Annotated in this window: 12 protein-coding genes, 1 tRNA gene and 1 pseudogene; 5 read left to right on the top strand and 9 right to left on the bottom strand. The window is 66.7% G+C overall.

What is annotated here, in order from left to right; all coding sequences use genetic code 11:
- Positions 1-11 precede the first annotated feature (11 nt).
- From E2E30_RS20900 to E2E30_RS06250, 7 genes and pseudogenes are all read right to left on the bottom strand, one after another.
- Positions 12-1,130: pseudogene (locus tag E2E30_RS20900) on the bottom strand (fumarylacetoacetate hydrolase family protein); the annotation flags it as partial.
- A 144-nt stretch (positions 1,131-1,274) separates the two neighbouring features.
- Positions 1,275-2,855 (bottom strand): aldehyde dehydrogenase (NADP(+)), encoded by a 1,581-nt coding sequence (locus E2E30_RS06275; protein WP_133188244.1) that lies wholly within the window; start codon positions 2,853-2,855, stop codon positions 1,275-1,277.
- 124 nt (positions 2,856-2,979) lie between these two features.
- Positions 2,980-4,290 (bottom strand): xylose isomerase, encoded by a 1,311-nt coding sequence (xylA, locus tag E2E30_RS06270; RefSeq protein WP_133188242.1) that lies wholly within the window; start codon positions 4,288-4,290, stop codon positions 2,980-2,982.
- A gap of 18 nt (positions 4,291-4,308) precedes the next feature.
- Entirely contained in the window at positions 4,309-5,763 is a 1,455-nt protein-coding gene (xylB, locus tag E2E30_RS06265) for a xylulokinase (RefSeq protein WP_133188240.1), read from the bottom strand.
- Positions 5,764-5,771: 8 nt separating this feature from the next.
- Positions 5,772-6,851: a glycoside hydrolase family 43 protein gene (locus tag E2E30_RS06260; RefSeq protein ID WP_133188239.1), complete on the bottom strand. Its 1,080-nt coding sequence runs from the start codon at positions 6,849-6,851 to the stop codon at positions 5,772-5,774.
- 378 nt (positions 6,852-7,229) lie between these two features.
- Positions 7,230-8,828, bottom strand: a complete 1,599-nt coding sequence (locus E2E30_RS06255) for a family 43 glycosylhydrolase (protein WP_133188237.1) — start codon at positions 8,826-8,828, stop codon at positions 7,230-7,232.
- 113 nt (positions 8,829-8,941) lie between these two features.
- Complete coding sequence (locus E2E30_RS06250; protein ID WP_206365651.1) at positions 8,942-10,633, bottom strand: hypothetical protein; 1,692 nt, start codon at positions 10,631-10,633, stop codon at positions 8,942-8,944.
- A gap of 262 nt (positions 10,634-10,895) precedes the next feature.
- Between E2E30_RS06250 and E2E30_RS06245 the strand changes: the two genes are divergently transcribed.
- Positions 10,896-14,153 (top strand): TonB-dependent receptor, encoded by a 3,258-nt coding sequence (locus E2E30_RS06245; protein WP_133188235.1) that lies wholly within the window; start codon positions 10,896-10,898, stop codon positions 14,151-14,153.
- A gap of 26 nt (positions 14,154-14,179) precedes the next feature.
- Positions 14,180-15,460, top strand: a complete 1,281-nt coding sequence (locus E2E30_RS06240) for a glycoside hydrolase family 28 protein (RefSeq protein ID WP_133188233.1) — start codon at positions 14,180-14,182, stop codon at positions 15,458-15,460.
- A 41-nt stretch (positions 15,461-15,501) separates the two neighbouring features.
- On the opposite strand, the gene E2E30_RS20990 is transcribed toward E2E30_RS06240, so the two are convergent.
- Positions 15,502-15,651: a hypothetical protein gene (locus E2E30_RS20990; RefSeq protein WP_240699053.1), complete on the bottom strand. Its 150-nt coding sequence runs from the start codon at positions 15,649-15,651 to the stop codon at positions 15,502-15,504.
- Between the two features lie 291 nt (positions 15,652-15,942).
- Between E2E30_RS20990 and E2E30_RS06230 the strand changes: the two genes are divergently transcribed.
- Positions 15,943-17,409 (top strand): deoxyribodipyrimidine photo-lyase, encoded by a 1,467-nt coding sequence (locus E2E30_RS06230; protein ID WP_133188229.1) that lies wholly within the window; start codon positions 15,943-15,945, stop codon positions 17,407-17,409.
- A 337-nt stretch (positions 17,410-17,746) separates the two neighbouring features.
- Here the strand turns inward: E2E30_RS06230 and E2E30_RS06225 are convergent.
- A tRNA-Ser gene (locus E2E30_RS06225) sits at positions 17,747-17,836 on the bottom strand.
- 122 nt (positions 17,837-17,958) lie between these two features.
- Between E2E30_RS06225 and E2E30_RS06220 the strand changes: the two genes are divergently transcribed.
- Positions 17,959-19,005: a lytic murein transglycosylase gene (locus E2E30_RS06220; protein ID WP_240699052.1), complete on the top strand. Its 1,047-nt coding sequence runs from the start codon at positions 17,959-17,961 to the stop codon at positions 19,003-19,005.
- A 4-nt stretch (positions 19,006-19,009) separates the two neighbouring features.
- Entirely contained in the window at positions 19,010-19,912 is a 903-nt protein-coding gene (locus E2E30_RS06215; RefSeq protein ID WP_133188227.1) for an SPOR domain-containing protein, read from the top strand.
- Positions 19,913-19,922 lie beyond the last annotated feature (10 nt).

Genomic DNA, 19,922 nt, shown 5'->3' with positions numbered 1-19,922 from the left:
GGGGTTGCTCCCAACAGGCCGCGTGCGGCGAGATTTGCGAAAAACGCGCTGATCCCGATCGTCCAGGGCGCGGCATCGCGCGAGGTGACGACGCGATTGACGAGACGGCCGAGCCGCGCGCTTTCGATCGTCACGCTGTCGCCGACCTTGTGGGTGAAGCCGCGGCCCGGCTCGTCGCGGTCCTGCACGGGTGCGAAAAGGGTGCCGAGGAACAGCACGAAGCCGTCGGGATATTGATGTTCGCTGAGCGTCTGGCGAACCAGGTCGAGCGGATCGCGGCTGATCTCGGCCATGTTGCTCGCGCCGTCCAGGACATAGCCGTCCTCGCCCTCGATCCGCAGCCGCAATTCGGCCGAGCGGACATCGTCGATGCCGAAGCCGGCGTCGAAGAGCCGGACCATCGGCCCAAGCGAGCACGACGCATTGTTGTCCTTCGCCTTGCCGAGCAGCAGCGCCGAGCGGCCCTCGAAATCGCGCAGGTTCACGTCGTTGCCGAGCGTCGCGCCGACGACGGTGCCGCGGCTGTCGACGAGCAGGGCGATCTCGGGTTCGGGGTTGTTCCAGGTCGAATCCGAGCGGATGCCGATCTCGGCATCGCCACCGACGGTCGAGAGGACGGGTGCCTTGGTGAACACCTCGGCATCGGGGCCGATCGCGACCTCGAGATATTGCGACCACATCCCGTCGTCGATCAGCGCTTGCTTGAGGTCGGCGGCCTCGCTCGAGCCCGGCACGACCGCGCGGATCGAACCGCCGACGCGCGTCTCGAGCCGCGCGCGGATGTCCGCCGCCGCGCTCGAATCGCCGCGCGCGCGTTCCTCGATGACGCGCTCGATCGCCGAGACTGCGAAGGTGACGCCGCATGCCTTGACGCATTGCAGGTCGACGGGGCTGAGCAAGGTGACCGCCGACGGGTCGAATACGCCGAGCGAGACGCCGCCAGTGCCGCTGAAATCCCCCGCTTCGACGAGCGCCGAGACGGTCGGGGCGACGCGCGCCATGTCGAACAGTTCGCCGCGGACGAGCAGAACCGGCGAGGGGCCATCGGCGCTTTCGATCCGTCCGAGGAACGTCCCGCTCTGCCAGTCCGCCGCCAGTGCAGACCGCTGTGGGTCGCTGCTGCCCGCCATCCTCAACTCCCGTCACGTTTTTATATCTGATAGCGCTACCAACACGACGTCAAGCCGTGTGTCAAGAGCGCGGGACCGGTGCGTCCGATCCGCCGCTTGCGGCATCGCCGCGGCAGGCCATCGCCCGCCGCAGCGCGCAGGGTTTTACCGCGGCGAGGCTTCGCGAACGCCCTCGATCCGGCGCGCGACATTCCACGCATTGTCGGGCGCGATCGCTGCCGGGAGCAACTCCGCCGGCAAGTTCTGGAAGCACACCGGCCGCAGGAAGCGATAGATGGCGAGCGTGCCGACCGAGGTCGTCCGCCCGTCGCTGGTCGCGGGGAAGGGGCCGCCATGCACCATCGCATGGCTCACCTCGACCCCGGTCGGCCAGCCATTGGCGAGGATCCGCCCGACTCGACCGGCGAGCGTGGGGAGGAGCTTGGCCGCGGCGGCGTGATCGTCGGCATCGATCTGGAGCGTCGCGGTCAGCTGGCCTTCGAGCCCGGCGACGACGCGCGTCAGCTCGGCAAGGTCGGTGCAGCGCACGACCACCGCCGACGAGCCGAACACTTCATGCCCGAGCGCGCTGTCGGCGAGGAAGGCGGCGGCATCGGTGTCGAACAGCGCGCCGACCGCCTGATTGGCGCCGGTGCTCGCGCAACCGCGCGCGACGGTCCTGACCGACCCGTGTTCGGCGAGCACGGCGACGCCCTTTTCGAAGCTGTCATGGATGCCGGGCGACAGCATCGTCGCGGGCTGGCTGCCGCCCAAGGCGACGCCGGCCGCATTGACGAAGGCATCGAGCTCGGGGCTGTCGATCGCGAGGACGAGGCCGGGATTGGTGCAGAACTGGCCTGCGCCCATCGTCAGCGACTGGACGAACGCGGTCGCCAGCGCGGCACCGCGCGCGGCGAGCGCTGCGGGGAAGAGGATCACCGGGTTGATGCTCGACATTTCGGCATAGACCGGGATCGGCTCGGCGCGCTGTGCCGCGATCTTGACGAGCGCCAGGCCACCGCCGCGCGAGCCGGTGAAGCCGACCGCCTTGATCCGCGGATCGGCGACGAGCGCGCCGCCGAGATCGTTGGTCTCACCAGGCAGATAGGAGAAAGTGCCGGCGGGCAGGCCGCACTTGGCGACCGCGCTGGCGATCGCGCGCGCGACGAGTTCGCCGGTGCCGGGATGCGACGGATGGCCCTTGACGATCACCGGGCAGCCCGCGGCGAGCGCCGACGCGGTGTCACCGCCGGCGACCGAGAAAGCGAGCGGGAAGTTCGACGCGCCGAACACCGCGACGGGGCCTACCGCCACATTGACGCGGCGCAGATCGGGGCGCGGCAGCGGCGCGCGGTCGGGAAGCGCTGGGTCGATCGTCGCATCGAGCCAGTCGCCCTGGCGGACGACGGTCGCGAACAGCCGCAGCTGGCCGACGGTACGGCCGCGTTCGCCTTCGATCCGCGGGCGGGGCAGGCCGCTTTCCTGGACGGCGCGGTCGATCAGTTCGTCACCGATGGCGACGATCGCATCGGCGATCGCCTCGAGGAAGGTCGCGCGCGTTTCGGGATCGGTCGCCGCATATTCGGGGAAGGCCGCTTCGGCGAGCGCGGCGGCATCGGCCACGGCATCGGTGCCGGCCGAGGAGAAATCGGGGGTGAGGGTCGCGCCGGTCGAAGGGTCGATCCCCGAAAATCGCGTCGTCGCCTGCCGTTGCTCGGCACCGATCAAAATCGCTCCGTCGATCATAGATACTGTTCCTTGAATTAGTCCGACATATTAGAAGCTGCCGGCGCAGGGTACAAGGCGACCAGCGCAAGGGCTCGTCGGAAGATCGGCCCGTCCGCGCGAAACGGACGGGCCGATCGCTTGATCAGATGAAGCGGTTGATGAGGTTCTCGATCCGCTCCTGCCGGCCCGAGCGCGGCTGCGGGTCGATACCCTGCTCGACCGCCAGATCGGCGATCGCCGCCAGATCGAGCGAGCCAACCTTCTGGCCGAAATCGGCATCCCAGCCGGCATAGCGCTCGGTCTTGATCGCATCGAGGCGCCCGTCCTCGATCAGCGCTGCTGCATTGAGCAGACCCTTGGCGACGACGTCGATCGCGCCGACATGGCCGTGGAACAGGTCGACCGCATCCATCGACTGGCGACGGACCTTGGCGTCGAAGTTGAAGCCGCCGGTGGTGAAGCCGCCTGCGCGGATGATCTCGAGATTGGCGAGCGTCAGTTCCTCGACCGAATTGGGGAACTGGTCGGTATCCCAGCCATTCTGCGGATCGCCACGGTTGGCGTCGATCGAGCCGAAGATGCCGAGCGCCGCCGCGGTCGCGATTTCATGCTCGAAGGTGTGGCTGGCGAGCGTCGCGTGGTTCGCCTCGATGTTGACCTTGACCTCGTTCTCGAGGCCGTAGCGCTTGAGGAAGCCGTACACCGTCGCGCTGTCGAAATCGTACTGGTGCTTGGTCGGCTCGAACGGCTTGGGCTCGATCAGGATCGTGCCGGTGAAGCCGATCTTGTGCTTGTGCTCGACCACCAAGTTGAGGAAGCGGCCGAGATTGTCGAGCTCGCGCTGGAGATCGGTGTTGAGCAGCGTCTCATAGCCTTCGCGACCGCCCCACAGCACGTAGTTCGCGCCGCCGAGGCGATGCGTCGCTTCGAGCGCGTCGCGGACCTGCATTGCGCCGAATGCGAAGACTTGCGGGTCTGGGTTGGTCGCGCCGCCGGCAGCGAAGCGCGGGTGGCTGAACAGGTTCGCGGTGCCCCACAGCAGCTTGCGGCCGGAGGAGGCCTGGAGCTTTTCGAGATGATCGACCGCTTCGGCGAAATTGCGGCGATGCTCGGTGATGGTGGCGGCATCGGCCATCACGTCGACGTCGTGGAAGGTGTAGAACGGGATGTCGAGCTTGCTAAAGAAATCGAACGCGACTTCGCGCTTCTGCGCGGCCGCGGCCGAATCGTTCGCGCCGGCATGCCACGGGCGGTTGAAGGTGCCGCCACCGAACACGTCCGAACCCGGCCAGCAGAAAGTGTGCCAGAAGCACGCGGCCAAGCGCAGATGGTCTTCCATCCGCTTGCCCATGACGACGCGGTCCTTGTCGTAATAGCGATAGGCGAGCTCGTCGTCGGTCTCGGGGCCCTTGAAGGCGATCTGGGGAATGTCGGCGAAGAAATCGGTGGCCATCGGGGCGCTCCTTGGGTGTCAGTTGGATTCGGTGAGCGGGGAGATGCGCGAATAGGCTGCCTTGAACCTTGCCTTTTTGGGGGCGAGGCGGCGGACCAGCGCGGCATCGGGGGCGATGCGATGCGAGACGGGTGGGGCAACGCAGACGTCGGCGGGCGTTCCGCCATCGACCGCGATCTGCGCGAGCCGCGCGGCACCGAGCGCGGGGCCGACTTCGCCGCCCTGGAGATAGACGAGCGGCACGTCCATGGCGGCGGCGAGCGTCTCGCCCCAATAATGCGAGCGCGCGCCGCCGCCGATCACCGCGAGTTCGGCGACCTCGGTTCCGGCTTCGCGCAGCACGTCGAGCCCATCTGCGAGCGCAAACGCGACACCTTCGAGCACGGCCTGCGCGAGGCGGTTGGCGTCGGTGTCGTTGTCGAGCCCGACAAAGGCGCCGCGGACCTGCGCGTCGTTGTGCGGGGTGCGTTCGCCCGAGAGATAGGGGAGGAAGATCTCGGGACCATTGGCAGCACCCGCCGCTTCGGCGCGCTGGAACAGTTCGGCCGCACCACTCGCGCCGGTGAGCCGCGCGACCCAGTCGATGCACGACGCCGCGCTGAGATGGACCGACATCTGGTGCCACATATCGGGCAGGCAGTGGCAGAAGGCGTGGACCGCGCGCGCCGGGTTGGGCCGGAACGCGTCGTTGGCGACAAAGATCACCCCCGACGTGCCGAGCGACAGCAAGGCCTTGCCGTCGGTGACGACACCGACCCCCGCGGCACCACCGGCATTGTCGCCCGCACCGCCTGCGACCGGAACCTGCGCCATTCCCCACGCGTCGGCGATGTCGGCGCGAAGCAACCCGGCGACATCGGTGCCCTCGACCAGCCGCGGCATCTGCGCCTCGGTCAACCCGCAGGCGGCGAGTAGAGTCTCGCTCCAGCGCCGGCCCGCGACGTCGAGCCACAGCGTGCCCGCCGAATCCGACATGTCGGACGCCTTCTCGCCGGTCATCCGCAGCCGGACGTAATCCTTGGGCAGCAGCACCGTCGCGACCTGCGCGAAGATCTCGGGCTCATGCCGCCGCACCCATTCGAGCTTGGGCGCGGTGAAGCCCGGCATCACGATATTGCCGCCGATGGTGCGGAAATCGCCCGTCGTTGCTTCGAGCGCGGCGCATTCCGCGAACGAACGCCCATCGTTCCACAAGATCGCGGGCCGCAACGGCGTGTCGTCCGCGCCGAGCAAGGTCGCGCCGTGCATCTGTCCGGCGAGCCCGATCCCGCGGACCGACCGGCGGACCTCGGGGTCGATCGCGAGCACTGCGGCGGTCGTCGCCTTCCACCAATCCTCGGGGTCCTGTTCGGACCACAAGGGGTGAGGGCGCTGGACGGTGAGCGCCGCGACGCCCTGGCCGACGACCGCGCCATGCGTGTCGAGGACGACGGCCTTGACGCCCGACGTGCCGATATCGACTCCGAGAAACATCGTCTGCCTTATTTGACGAGCGGATCGATCGTCTTGATCGTCCCGTCAGCGTTGAAGGTGAGCTCGGTCAGCTTGACGTTGCGCAGGTGGTTCTTCCCGCTGAGCTGCGTGTCGGCATAGAACAGCCACCATTTCCCACCGGTCTCGATGATCGAGTGATGCGTCGTCCAGCCCTGGACGGGGTTCATGATATGCCCGCGATAGGTGAACGGGCCGTAGGGGCTGGTGCCCGTCGCATAGTTGAGGAAGTGCGTGTCGCCGGTCGAGTAGGTGTAATAATAGTGCCCGCCGCGCTTGAACATCCACGACGCCTCGAAGAAGCGCTTGTCGTGATCGCCGCCGAGCACGGGCTTGCCGGCTTCGTCGAGGATCACTGCGTCGTGCGGCGTCTCGGCGAGGCTCGTCATGTCGGGGTTGAGCCGCGCGACCTTGCCCGTCAGCGCTGGCTGCGTGTCTTGCCCGAGATCGGTGTCGCTGCCGTTGGGATCGAAGGTACCGTTCTTCCAGCGCTGGAGCTGCCCGCCCCAGATCCCGCCGAAATACAGATAGCTCTTGCCGTCGCTGTCGGTGAACACCGCCGGGTCCATCGAGAAGGCGCCCGCGATCGGTTTGGGATCGGCCTTGAACGGGCCCATCGGGCTTTTCGACGTCGCGACGCCGACCATGAACTTGCCGAGGCCGTTCTTGTCCTTGGTTTTGTCGCGCGCCGGGAAATAGAGGTAATAGGTGCCGTTCTTGTAGGCGGCGTCGGGCGCCCACATCTGCTGCGAAGCCCAGGGGACTTGGCGGACGTCGAGCGCGACCGGGCCGACGGTGACGGGGGCGCCGATCTTGTCCATCTTCAGCACGCGATAATCGTGCATCGCATATTGGTTACCGAGATCGTCGTCGGGGGTCTCGGTCGGCACGTCGTGCGACGGGTAGACGTAGATCTTGCCATTGAAGACGTGTGCCGACGGATCGGCGGTGTAGATCGAGGTGACGAGCGGTTGCGAAAGATAGCGCCGGCCATCAGGCGCCCGATCCTGCGCCAGCGCGAGCGATGCGGTTCCACACGCCAGCACGGTGGCTACGAAACGATACGCCATTGGTCCTCTCCCCGATGCGCGTAACCGCGCTATAGCAGACAGGTAGCGCTACCATTTGGAAGCTGCAAGCGGTTTCGGGATCGTACGCATTCCAAGACACGCTGCTGGCGGAGCGCGCCGTCGCCGATCGTATCACTCCCCGGATCGACAACCGGTTGGTCGGTTGGAGGCGCATGGGCGTGTTCAACACGATCTGCGGCGCTCGCGGCCAAGGTTGGAAAGCTGGATCAGTCGATGATGGCTGCCACCAAACTTGAAGCGTGCCGTGCGGTCACCCAGACTTCGTGTCGTTCGCGTCGGCAAGGGGCGCGTCGAGGTGGAATTGGAGGTGCGGCCGGATATCGTCGTCCGGCGATCGGATCAGGGACCCGTCGTCCTTCACAGCGCGCGGAAGCGGAAGTCGCGAAAGCGCGCTTCGCCCTGACCGGCCGCGTAGAGACCCGGCCGCAGCATCAGGAAGCCACCGCGAACATTGTGATGATACCCCGACACCTCCATGCCCCGATCGAAGCGCTGCCAGCTTCGGCCTGCATCGTGCGAGGTGTGGATGGCGACGATATGGCGCGTGTTGGTGATGCGGATCCGCATCCTTCGCCCGTGCGGGTTGGACGGGCGTCCGCGCTCCATCCCGTATTGATGCGTCACGAAGCGCCGCTCGTCGAAACCGAGGCCGGCATATAATCTGTCGTCATAGAACAGCACCAGTCCGGCCGTAGCGCCGGGGGCGATCTCGACGTCGCATTCGAAGGTATAGGCCTGGTCGCCGGCCGTCAGCAACAGGGGCGAGGAATCGACCGGCGCGGTTCCGCTCGCGCGCAGCACCAACGCGCCTTGCTCGATGCGGAGACGATCAGTTTCGTGCGGGCCGGGGCGAAAGAAGTTCCAGCGGCTGCCGAGGTCGAGCCGCGTGAAGGCGTCGCTGAGCGGCTGGCCGTGCGGCACGGCAGCACCGCCACGCGGCTTTGCGAGCGGGCGCGAGAGATCGCCGCCGGTCATCCGAAACCAGCCATCCGCGGTCCACGCGACCGGATCGAGCAGCGCCTGGCGACCGAGCGTCCAGAAGCCATTCTCGTAGCCGTGATAGATCGACCACCAACTCCCGTCGGGCGCCTCGATCAAGCTGGCATGGCCGCGCGACCACCATCGTTCATCGGTGCTGGTAGTGCGCACGATCGGATTGTGCGGACAGTGCTCCCACGGTCCATGCAGCGAGCGCGATCGCGCGGCGATCACCATATGCCCGGTCGGCGGGCCCGCAGTGCCGCCGACCGCAGTGATGAGATACCAGTAATCGCCGTGGTGCGCGATCTTCGGTCCCTCCGGGCTGAAGCTCTCGACGTCCCATTCCGCGGGATAGTGCCACGGATCATAGACATGCTCGACTGCGCCGAGCGTCGAGAGGCCGTCGGGCGCGAGCCGGATACGGTCCCCGCCCGAAAGGAACAGCCAGCGCGATCCGTCCTCCGCCACCGCGTGGCAGGGGTCGATATGGGCGGGCAAATGCAAGTCGATCGGGTCGCTCCACGGGCCGTCGATGTGATCGGCATGGATCACGAAGATCGTGTTGGGGGTCGCCTTGACCGGTATGTAGAGGAAATAGCGCCCGTCATGCTTGGCCAGGCTGACCGCCCAGACCGAGCCGATGTTCTTGGTCAGCGCTGCCTTGCGCGGCTGCCAGTTCACCAGATCGCGACTGTGCCACAGCGTCAGCCCCGGGTAGGAGTCGAAGCTCGAGAAGGTCATGTAATAGTCGGCGCCGTCCTTGAGGATCGCGGGGTCGGGATGGTCGCCGGACAGTAGCGGATTGAGGAAGCGGCCGTCGCCCAGATCGGGCACGCGCTGGTTATCGAACCCGCGGCGCCAGGCCGCGGCGGGGAGCGCTCCCGATCCGGGCGGTACGGCGGCGGCCGGTTCGGTGGCCAGGGCAGCGGTGCCGGCCAGCGCCAGACCGAAGGCATCGCGACGGCTGATTTCCATATCGGTGTCCTAAGCGGGATTTGGGTAGGGACAAAGCCACCCCGCCGGCCGGGGCAAGCGGGGTGGAGGCTCCCGGTGGGGACTTTAAACGCGCATGCCGGGAATACCGGCGCTCATGGCTGGGGATTCCAGCCGGCATTGCCGTTCCATTGCGCAAAGACCTTCGCGCGGGTGTCGAGCGAGGACAGATCGGCGGTACTGCTGGCATAGCGCGTTTCGCGCCCGGACAGCGGCAGCGTCGCGCCGCCCGGCGTCAGCGATCCGCTTTCGCGCCAGCCCTCGCGCGCCGTCGGCAACAGATTGGGGACCGGGTTGATGAACCAGCCCGCGGGCGCGATATGTGGGCCCATCTTGACGCCGATATAGGCGACCGAGTCACAATATTGGGTGGCATTGCCCGCCGAGCCGCCGCCGAGCGCGAGCATCGTCGTGCAGAACCCCTGCGCCTGCGTCGAGCCGCCCGAGCGCGCGAGATAGGCCGATCCGTCGGGCACGCCGCCCGCCGCGGTCAGCGCCCCGCCGAGCACGACGAAGCCGGGATAGCCCTTGGCCGCGCGCGACTGGAAGAGGTAGCCGCCCGACCCCGGCGTCGTCGGATCGAAGACAGTGCGAAGTTCGGAATTCTCGATCACTTCGGCGAAGGGATAGCCCCACAGGAAATCGACATCGCCGGTGATCAGGCTGTTGTAGATCCACACCCAGCCTTTCATCTGCAAGGTATCCTGCGTGCCGAGGAAGTTCATGTCGGTGGCGATGAAGCGCGATCCGTTGAGCGTCGCCGAATTGTAGTAGATCACCTCGGCCTGGCTGTTCTGCGTGGCATCCTTCACGTGCGTGTTGGCGAAGGTGAAGTTGCTCAGCTTGAGCAGATCGCCGCCCTCGACCAGCAGCACCGCGCGCCCGCCGCCGAGCGACAGGCGCGTGCCGAGCGTGGCGGCGCCGCCGATGTTGCTGAAGGTGGTGTTCGGGGTCGCGCGGCTGCCGCCGGTGCCGGGATTGAACGCTTCCCAATTGCTGTTGCGCACGATCGTCCCGGCGCGGCTCTCCCCGAGGATCGTCAGATTGCTCACGTTGCGCAGGAACAGTTGCTCGTCATAGGTCCCGTTCTTGAGCGTGATCGTCTTCGGGCTGGCGGCGCTCGGGCACGACAGGCAGCCCGTCGCCATGACATAATCGAGCGCGCCCTGCAGCGAGCGGAAGTCGGCCGGTCCATCGTCGTCGACGATGAGATTGGTGGTCGAGGTCGGCGCGGACTTGGTGCGGAAGGTCCAGGCGGTGGCGCCGCCGATCCCCGGGAAGCTGCCTGCGCCGCCGAACGGGCCGTTGAACACCGACTGGTCGACCTGAACGTAATACGCTGTGTCATACGCCAGCACGCCGTCGTGGAGCTTGATCGTCGCGACATTGCCCGCGACGCTGACGGGCCGATAATAGGTGTAGCGATATTGCGTGAGGCTCGCCACGCCGTTGCCGATCTTGTCGATCTCGGTATTCGCGGCGCCGAGTGCGCTTTGCGTTTCGCCGCCGGCGGTGACGATGTTCGCCGAAGTGTCGATCGTGTCGACCAGCGTTCCGTCGCTGCGATAGACGCGGATCGTGCCCGAGCCGGTGATCACTGGCGGGCCATCGAAGGTCAGCCGTAGCAGCGTGTCCTTGAACGCGGCGGTGTCGCCCGTCGTTGGCGAGACCGTCAGCGGTGCGGCGGTCGCGCTCGGTGCGGGGGTCGGCGTACTGCCGCCATCTTGGCCGCACCCGCCGGTCAACACCAGCATGGCCGTCAGCGACAGCCCGATCCGCACCTTCATTGCCATCTCCCGTATTCGATGCCGGATGGTTCGATCTCCCGCATTCTCAGCTTATCTTGATACCGGTGTCATTACTCGTCAAGGGTCGATACTGACCAATATGGGAGGTAGATCAGACACTTTCGAAGAGTCTACTGAGCGGGATCAATTCGCAGGTGCAAAATTCGTCGATCCAACGCCGCTGACTTATTGACACCGGTGACATCGGCAAATCATAAGAGCCGCCAGGCCGTCCGCAGAGGCGTCAACCGGGGAGAGGGTCATGCTGAAGGTCGATATGCGTCACGGCGCATCGCTTGCTGTCGTCGCGTTCTGCGGGCTTGTCGCTGTCGCTCCCGCGAGCGCCCAGAATGCTCCAGCGACGCCGGATACCGGCCGGGTCGCCGACGACACCGCGCAGGATATCGTCGTCACCGGATTTCGCGCGAGCCTGTCCAACGCGGTCAACCAGAAGCGGCGCGCCAACCAGATCATCGATGCGATCACGGCCGAGGATATCGCCGATTTTCCCGACGCCAACCTCGCCGAATCGATCCAGCGCCTGCCGGGTGTCTCGATCGACCGCGACAATGGCGAAGGGCGCTCGATCACGGTGCGCGGGCTGGGCGGGGACTTCCAGCAGACGCGCTTGAACGGCGCAGACGCGCTGAGCGTCACCGGCGGCGGCAACGATCCCTCGGGGGCCAACCGCACGCGCGGTTTCGATTTCAACACCTTCGCGTCCGAACTGTTCGGCGGCGTGACGATCACCAAGACCACGTCGGCGGCGAACGACGAGGGATCGCTCGGCGCGATCATCGATCTCACCACGGGCCGACCGCTCGCCAACAAGAAGGATCGCTACGCGCTCGGGCTCGAGGGCGAATATCGCGAAAACGGCAAGACGGTGAACCCGCGGCTGACCGCTTTGGTATCGAAGCATATCACCCCGACGCTCGGCATCCTCGGCTCGATCGCCTATCAGGACCAGCGCCAGCAGATCGATTCGTACCAGCGCAGCATCGGGCAGTTCGATTATGCGTATCGCTCGTCGCAGCACAACGGCGTGACGCCCAACACCTATGGCTTCGCGCGGCCGTCGAACCAGGGGACTGGCGCGACATTCGGCTCGGATCCGGCGGCCTATGCGCTGATCACGCCAACCACGCTGATCCCGGCGCTGCCGTCGATCAACCGGCAGGACCTGCACTATAAGCGGCTCGGCGCGACCGCGACGCTGCAGTGGAAACCCACGACGCATACCGAGGTGACGCTCGACGGCGTCTTCTCGAAGTACGACCAGGATTCGACGATCGCGGGGATCACCACGATCGGGCTCAACCGCAACGGCACCAATGCGCGCGCGGCGCAGACTGGCGCCAACGGCCTGCGCGCCGCCGGCACCGCCAACGGCTATGCCGACCGCGTCGCGCTCTATCCGAACTGCACCCCGTCGGCGGCGCTCGACTGCCAGGGGACGCAGGGCAGCGCGACGGTGCTGCCGGGCTACTTCAACAGCCAGAACCCCAACAATCTCAATCCGTTCGATTATTACAACAACCCGGCGTCGCCCGGCTATGTCGCGACCGCCAACCAGACCGGCTTCTACAACGAGCTGATCGGCCGCCCCAACACCAAGATTCGCGCCGCCAACGTCAATGCGGCGGGGCAGGCCGACTATCTCGTGCTCGACGATGTCGACTGGCGCAGCTCGACGCAGCGCGTGTCGGGGACGACCAAGTTCTGGCAGGGGACGCTCAATCTCAAGCAGGATATCGGCGAGCGGCTGCATTTCGTCGGCACCGCAGGCTATTCGCGGTCGGAGTATAAGGGCACGACGCTGCTCGCCGAGTTCAACGCGATCGACAAGGACAATTACGTCTTCGACGGGCGCGGCAGCGGCAAGATGCCCGTGTTCAGCCCCGGCTTCGACGTCGCCAATCCGCAGAACTGGACGCTGGTGAAGGGCCTGTCGACGATCCGCTATCTGACCGACGATATCGTCAACAGCTTCCGCGTCGCGCGAGGTAGCCTGATCTGGGACGTCAACGACCTGTTCAAGGTCCAGGGCGGGCTCACCTACAAGCGCTTCAGCTATTCGAGCTTGCAGGGGCGGCGCAACAGCGACATCGAGGCGATCAATCCGACGCTCGCCGAAGCCAAGCTCGCGATCACGGATCTCGGGCGCTCGTATGATTTCGGTCGTGGCCTCCAGGTCCCGGCGGGGACGCCGACCAGTTTCTACGCCCCTGACATCGACAAGTTCAGCAACGCGTTCGGCATCGATTGCAACTGCATCAACAAATTCGGCGATTTCCGTGCCCAGGCCGATGCGCGCCAGGCCAATCGCGTCACCGAAAACGACCTTTCGGGCTATCTCGAATTCGACTGGGACGGAACGCTGTTCGGCAAGCCGTTCCGCGGCAATGCCGGAACGCGCATCGCCAAGACGATCGTGCGCGGGACAGGGTCGGTCGGCGGCGCCGCCAATGGCGTGGCGGGCGTGCTCGTCACCGCGCGTAACGAATATACCGACTATCTGCCAGCCTTCAACGCGGCGTGGGAGTTCCTCCCCAACACGCTGCTGCGGCTCGCCTCGGCCAAGGTCATCGCGCGACCCCAGCTCGCCGCGCTGACGCCCGGGACGACGTCCTTCCCGACCGGGCTCAACGCGACGACCGCCCCGCAGATCACCGTCGGCAATCCCTATCTCAACCCGTATCGCGCGACCAATTACGACGTCGCGCTCGAACATTATTTCGGTCGCGGCGGGCTGATCTCGGTCGGGTTCTTCATGAAGAATCTCGAAACCTTTCCGCAGCAGATCGCCGGCGAATATGCGCTCCAGTCGATCTACGACGCCGCCACGCTGGAATCGATCTATGCGAGCATCACCAGCCCGACCTTGCTCGCCTACACCCAGCAAGGCGGGGTCTTTGCGGTGCGCCAGTACAATGACGCGCCGGGCGGCAAGATCCGTGGCGTCGAGGTCAACGTCCAGTCGCAATTCTTCTTCCTGCCGGGGTTCCTCAAGAATTTCGGCATCACCGCCAACTACACGCACATCTCGTCGAAGCTCAATTATCTGACGAGCGCACAGCTGGCGACGACGCGCACGCAGACCGGGACCGCGGTCAACGTCTATGCGCAGGGGCCATTCCTCAACACCTCGCCCGACGCGTTCAACGCGACGCTCTATTACGAGGACGCCAAATTCTCGGCGCGCGTCTCGGGCGCGTACCGCACGCAATATGTCACGCGCTTCCCGCTCGCGTCGGGAACGTGCGCGGTCGGCCTGACGACCAACAACGGCGCGGTGTGCAACTCGCCGGTGGTCTCCGATTTCGGCTATCGCGCGAGCCAGTTCAATGTCGATGCGGCGATGTCCTATGCGCTGACCAGCTATGCGCGGCTGACGCTCGAGGGCCGCAACCTGACCAACGCGGCCAGCTATGCGACCGAATATCAGGCCGACCCGGTCGCGCAGAACTACCAAAGCACCGGGCGGGTCATCACCGCCGGCGTGCGGTTCGTCTTCTGATGGTTTCCAGCGTAAAGGACGCAGCGATGCGCTATTCGATTCTTGCCGCGACGAGCCTGATCCTCGCAGCTCCCGCCACCGCACAGGATCGCCGCACGGTGACCGAGCCGCGTCTGCCCGCGACTGCGTGCGAGACGCTGACGCCCAAAGCGGGCAACCGCGCCGCCGAGCTGCAGGCCGCGCTCAAGCGCTGTGCGGGGCAGGCGGTGCGGCTGAGCGCAGGGCGCTACGACAGCGGGCCGCTCGAGCTGCCGATGCGGACGACGCTGTGGCTCGATCGCGCTGCCGTGCTCGCCGCGATCCCCGACCCGGCGCTGTTCGACACTGGCGAGCACGCTTGCGGGAAGATCGACCAGCGCGGCAAGGGGTGTCGCCCGCTGTTGCACATCGCCGATGCGACCGACGTCGCGATCGTGGGCGACGGCACGATCGAGGGCAATGGCGGCCAGCCGATGGCCGGCGGGAGCGAAACCTGGTGGCAGCTCGCGCGCCGCGCGCAGGTCGAGAAGGGCAATCAGAACGTCCCGCGCCTGATCGTCGCCGATCGCGGCCGCAACTTCACGCTGTACCGGGTGCGCCTGGCGAACTCGCCCAATTTCCATGTCGTCGCCAATCGCCTGCAGGGCTTCACCGCGTGGGGCGTGATCGTCGACACGCCCGCCGACGCGCGCAACACCGACGGGATCGATCCCGGCGCGAGCGAGGACGTGACGATCACCAGGACGTTCATCCGCACCGGCGACGACAATGTCGCGATCAAGGCGGGCAAGACCGGCGGCACGCGCTACGTCTCGATCCTCGACAACCATTTCTACTCTGGCCACGGCATGTCGATCGGCAGCGAGACCAATGGCGGCGTCGCGCATGTGTTGGTCAAGGGGCTGACGCTCGACGGCACCACTTCGGGTTTGCGCATCAAGAGCGATGCGAGCCGCGGCGGGCTGGTCGAGGATGTGCATTACGAGGACGTCTGCATTCGCGGCAGCAAACGACCGATCGACATCTACACTGCCTATGACAAGGAGGCGCGCGGCGACCTGATCCCGGTCTATCGCGGCATCGTGCTGCGGCGGGTTTATGGCGATGGCGGGCGGCTGATCGCCAATGGCTATGACGCCGCGCACACGATCGAGCTCGCGCTCGACGACGTGCGGTTCACGGCGATCCCGCGATGGGAAACCGTGCACGCCCGCTTCCTGATCGGCAAAGGCGGCGCGGTGCCCGATCCTACCGGTCAAGCGACCGAGCAGGCTTCCATTGCCGCGCGGTGCGATGCCGCATGGCGTACGTTTCCGGAAAAGCCGTAGCGCAGCGTGATGTCGCGTCGCGGTATTGGCCAAGGGCGTGGTCACTCCTGCCGCGCCGCGCGCTTGTTGTTGCGATCGCCATAGACCCGGCGCAGCGCCGCGACTTGCCAATGAACCGCGGCCGTGGACTGGAAACCCATCGCGGTGTGGCCATAGCCCGATAGGATGCGGAACGTTTCGCAGGTCGACACGCCTCCAGCGCTCGGGGGAAGTGCCGAAACGACGGGATAGGCGATCGGCGTCAGTTCGCGTCTCGGCCGGTGGCGGCAATCAGTCCAGGCGCCTTGGCGAGATCGGTCCGTACCGATCGCGCTTGCTCGGGCGGGGTGCAGCGTGGCCGAAACGTGGAGGCGGGACCTCGGCGATGCGGACGCTTCGAAACGAACGTTCGCTTATTTTGGCGACTATCTTCGCCGCTGGCGCCAGGATGTGCATAACAAGACCGCGTTGGCCACGGGGCATCAACGTGGCCGGAGTTTGTGATGGCACTATCTGGACGGCTTGCTGAACTTTCCGACTGGCACCAGGCACCGCGCGTTCGGCCGCTGAACGACCGATTGCCAGCGCAGGGCGGTCGATACGTCCTGTGCTGGCTCCAGCAGGCGCTGCGCGCTTGCGACAACCCCGTTATCGACGCAGCCGTCCGCCTCGGCAACGCGTTGCACCTGCCGGTGCTGGTCTATCACGGTGTCCGCGAGGACTATCCGTATGCGTCCGACCGGCTGCACCACTTCATCCTGAGAGCGAGCATCGATCTCGCGGAGGGATGTCGCCGGCGCGGGCTGGCTTGCGTCCAGCACGTCGAGCGTGGCGAGCGACGGGAAAAGGGTCTGGTCTACCGGCTGGGTGTCGCGGCGGCGGCGATCGTCGTGGAAGACCAGCCGACCTTCGTTGCGCGGTGGCAGTCGGAACGCGTGGCGGCACGGGTCGATGTGCCCGTTCTTGCGGTGAATGCCGCCTGTCTGGTGCCACCGGCGGTCATCGGCCGCGACGTGCAGGGGCGGACCGCTTTCCTGCGTCGCCATGAGCCAGCGCGGGCCGCTTGGGCGGCCTGGGACGAGGAAATCGCAGACGTTGCCGCGTATACCGGCGCGTTGCCGTTCACGCCTGACACGCTCCGCGCGGACGAGCTGGGCACCCTGATTGCCGGCCTCGACATCGACCATTCGGTCCCGGTCACCCCGATTCATCCAGCGGGTCGGAACGCGGCGGAGGCGCGGCTCACACGCTTGGTCGCAGACGTGCTGCCCGGCTACGCGTCCAACCGGAACGATGCCACGCATCTCGACAGCGCGAGCGGTCTTTCGCCTTATCTGCACTTTGGCGTGCTTGGCCCGCGCGAGGTCATGGCGGCAATGAACGGCGCTGCCGCAGGTGGACAGCACAAGCGCAAGTTCGCCGACGAGTTGCTCGGCTGGCGGGAGTGGTTCCACTATCAAGCGCGGCATCTCGACGCGCCCGAACGGTACGACCGGATCGCCCCCTGGGCGCGCCAGACACTCACCGACCATGCCGGCGACCTCCGCCCCGACCAAGAGACGCTTTCAGCCATGCTGAGGGGCGAGACACGCGACGAGACGTGGAATGCGTGTCAGCGCCAGTTCCTGGCCGAGGGCTGGATGCACAACAACCTGCGGATGTACTGGAGCAAACGCATCATCGCGATGACGCCCAGTCCGGAAGCGGCATGGGCGACCGCTTGCTATCTCAATGATCGCCTGAGCCTCGATGGCCGTGACCCAAGTACCTACGGCAACATCGCCATGATGTTCGCCGGGGCGCCCACGGATCGTGAGGGTCCGGTCTATGGGCGTGTGGCGACGCGGGGTGACGGCTCCACCCGTCATCGGGCGGGCGGGGACGCGTGGCTGGCAACGGCTGCGTCTCGGCCTGTTCCTGTTGTGTCTGTCCCTGAATTTCCACCGGTAGACCCGTATCTCGCGAGCTAGACAGATATCGCTTCGGTCGGCCTAACGGCGTGGACGAGCCGCTGCTTTTAGGCGCCGGGTGAGCGCCGTTCGTATTTGGGCAATGCCCGACGTGGAGCTTGCGAAGCGCGATCAGCGGGTACGGTGAGCCAGGTCGGTTCCACGCCGACGCGGTTGGAAGATCCTGCGCAGTCGCCGTGCCCGCTGCGTCGATCATTTAGTGCAGCCATGGGGAGTGCCACCCGGTGGACGGCACGATTGATGCGGTGTCGCTGCCACCGCCAGATGCCGAGGCAGACAGAACGCCGTAAACACCGGTCCCGATCCAGCACGTGCATCGAAGGTCGACGGTGCGACGTGGCGGAGAGAGTGGGATTCGAACCCACGGTGAGCTTGCACCCACGGCGGTTTTCAAGACCGCTGCCTTAAACCACTCGGCCATCTCTCCGCGCTGTCGCTCGCATAGCGACCCGACGCGGCATCATGCAAGGGCCACCGCGTGCAAGGTTTGTGACGGGCTGCAGGCCTTTGGGGGTTCATGTGCGCGGGCGGCTGTGCCACTGTTGGCTCATGCGGGATAAACATACATTACGGGCGCGGATCGCCCTTGGACTGACGGCGGCTGCGCTCTGCCTCGGGGTCGGCGGCGCCGCCTGCGCGCAGGACGATTCCGGTTTCCAGAGCTATCTGACGACGCTGCGCGCCAAGGCCGAAGCGAAGGGCGTCAGCCGCGCGACGCTCGACGCGGTGATGCCGACGCTGACGCTCAATCCACGCGTGATCGAGCTCGATCGTGCGCAGCCCGGCGCCAATCCCAACGCGGGGATCCCTGATTTCGCGCCGTATCAGGCCCAACATCTGAGCAGCGCGATCATCGCCAACGGCCGCAGCGCCTATCAAGCCGAGCGCTGGCGCTTGCGCCGGATCGAGCAGCAGACCGGCGTTCCCGAATCGATCATGGTCGCGATCTGGGGGCATGAGACGAGCTATGGCCGCGTGATGGGCGGGTTCGACCTGCCGCGCGCGCTCGCCTCGCTCGCCTATGAGGGGCGGCGGCGCGACCTGTTCGCCGACGAGTTCATCGCCTCGATGCAGATGATGGACCGCGGCGTGACGCGCTCGCAACTCGTCGGGAGCTGGGCGGGGGCGACGGGCGGGCCGCAATTCCTGCCGTCGATCTATCTGCGGCTCGCGCGCGACGGCGATGGCGACGGGCGCGCCGATATCTGGTCGAGCCATGCCGATACGCTGGCGTCGATCGGCAATTATTTCGCCAATGCCGGCTGGCGTCCGGGCCAGCCATGGGGGCTGGCGGTATCGGTGCCGGCGAGCTTCGACCGCAGCCAGGTCACCAATCGCTTGCTGTCGCCGCGCTGTCTCAAGGTGTTCGCGCGCCACAGTGGTTGGAAGACGATGGCCGAATGGCGCGCGCTTGGCGTCACGCCCGTGTCGCGCAACTGGCCCGGCGATTCGGTGCTCGCGACGCTGATCGAACCCGATGGCGTCGGGCGGACCGCCTACCTCCTGACCGGGAATTACCGCGTGATCCTCGATTACAACTGCTCGAACTTCTACGCGCTGTCGGTCGGGTTGCTCGCCGACGCGGTCGAGCAATAAGCGCGTGACGCTGTTGCTTGGCTTGGCGCTGTTTGGCGTCGTGGCGTCGCCCGCTACCGTGGCGCAGCGCGATCTGCGTGACCCGACCCTGCCGTCCGACAGCGCGCGGCCGCCGCAGGATCTGCCGCCCGAAGTCGCGCAAGGGGCCGGCCCGCGCGGGACGTCGGGAGAAGCCCGTGAGGACGGCGTCGGCTATGCAAAGCTGCTTACCGCGCCACCCGAAGGGCGCTGGGCGACGGTAGGGATCGGCGTGGGGCATCCGACGCTCGCGCCCGGCACGCCGGTCGAGCTGACCGCGCTCGACAGCGGGCGGACGATCATCGCGTTGGTCGTCGCACAGAGCAGCGGCGCGGTCGTCGCCTTGTCGCCGGGTGCGGCGCAGGCGCTCGGTGTGGGTGATCATGGCGGCATCCGCGTCCGCACCGTCATCGTCTCGCCGCAGGATCTGCGCGCGCTGCAAGCGGGGCAAGCGGCTTCGCCCCGGCTCGACGCGCCGCCGACCTTGCTCGTGGCGCTTCGGCGCAAACTGCCTGCCGAGCGCGTCGCGCCCGCGCCGCGCTCGCCCAGTCGGCCGGCGGCGGTCGGCACGACCCGCCCGGCTCCCGCGCCGCAGCGGAGTGCGCCCGTGAAGCCGCACCCGGCACCCGAGATCGAGGCGCCCGCTCGCGCAAAGCCTGCGCCTACGCCAGCGGCGACGCGCGGCGGCCTCATGGTCCAGGTCGCGGCGCTGTCGTCCGCCGAGCGCGCGGCCGCACTCGCCAAGCAGCTCGGCGGCCGCGTCGTCCCGCTCGGGAAGCTCTACCGCGTCCAGCTTGGCCCCTTCGCCGATTCCGCCGCTGCGCAGCGCGCACGTGACGGCGCCGCACGACGCGGCTATGCTGACGCACGCATTTTCCACACCGACTGAAAAACGAGAC

The sequence above is a fragment of the Sphingomonas sp. AAP5 genome, from assembly GCF_004354345.1.
Lineage (GTDB): Bacteria > Pseudomonadota > Alphaproteobacteria > Sphingomonadales > Sphingomonadaceae > Sphingomonas > Sphingomonas glacialis.
This window is presented reverse-complemented; position numbering and strand designations above follow the sequence as displayed.

Coding starts and splice junctions, on each gene's coding strand:
- E2E30_RS06275 (WP_133188244.1), bottom strand. CDS start 2,855: ATGATCGACGGAGCGATTTTGATCGGTGCCGAGCAACGGCAGGCGACG.
- xylA (WP_133188242.1), bottom strand. CDS start 4,290: ATGGCCACCGATTTCTTCGCCGACATTCCCCAGATCGCCTTCAAGGGC.
- xylB (WP_133188240.1), bottom strand. CDS start 5,763: ATGTTTCTCGGAGTCGATATCGGCACGTCGGGCGTCAAGGCCGTCGTC.
- E2E30_RS06260 (WP_133188239.1), bottom strand. CDS start 6,851: ATGGCGTATCGTTTCGTAGCCACCGTGCTGGCGTGTGGAACCGCATCG.
- E2E30_RS06255 (WP_133188237.1), bottom strand. CDS start 8,828: ATGGAAATCAGCCGTCGCGATGCCTTCGGTCTGGCGCTGGCCGGCACC.
- E2E30_RS06250 (WP_206365651.1), bottom strand. CDS start 10,633: ATGAAGGTGCGGATCGGGCTGTCGCTGACGGCCATGCTGGTGTTGACC.
- E2E30_RS06245 (WP_133188235.1), top strand. CDS start 10,896: ATGCTGAAGGTCGATATGCGTCACGGCGCATCGCTTGCTGTCGTCGCG.
- E2E30_RS06240 (WP_133188233.1), top strand. CDS start 14,180: ATGCGCTATTCGATTCTTGCCGCGACGAGCCTGATCCTCGCAGCTCCC.
- E2E30_RS06230 (WP_133188229.1), top strand. CDS start 15,943: ATGGCACTATCTGGACGGCTTGCTGAACTTTCCGACTGGCACCAGGCA.
- E2E30_RS06220 (WP_240699052.1), top strand. CDS start 17,959: ATGCGGGATAAACATACATTACGGGCGCGGATCGCCCTTGGACTGACG.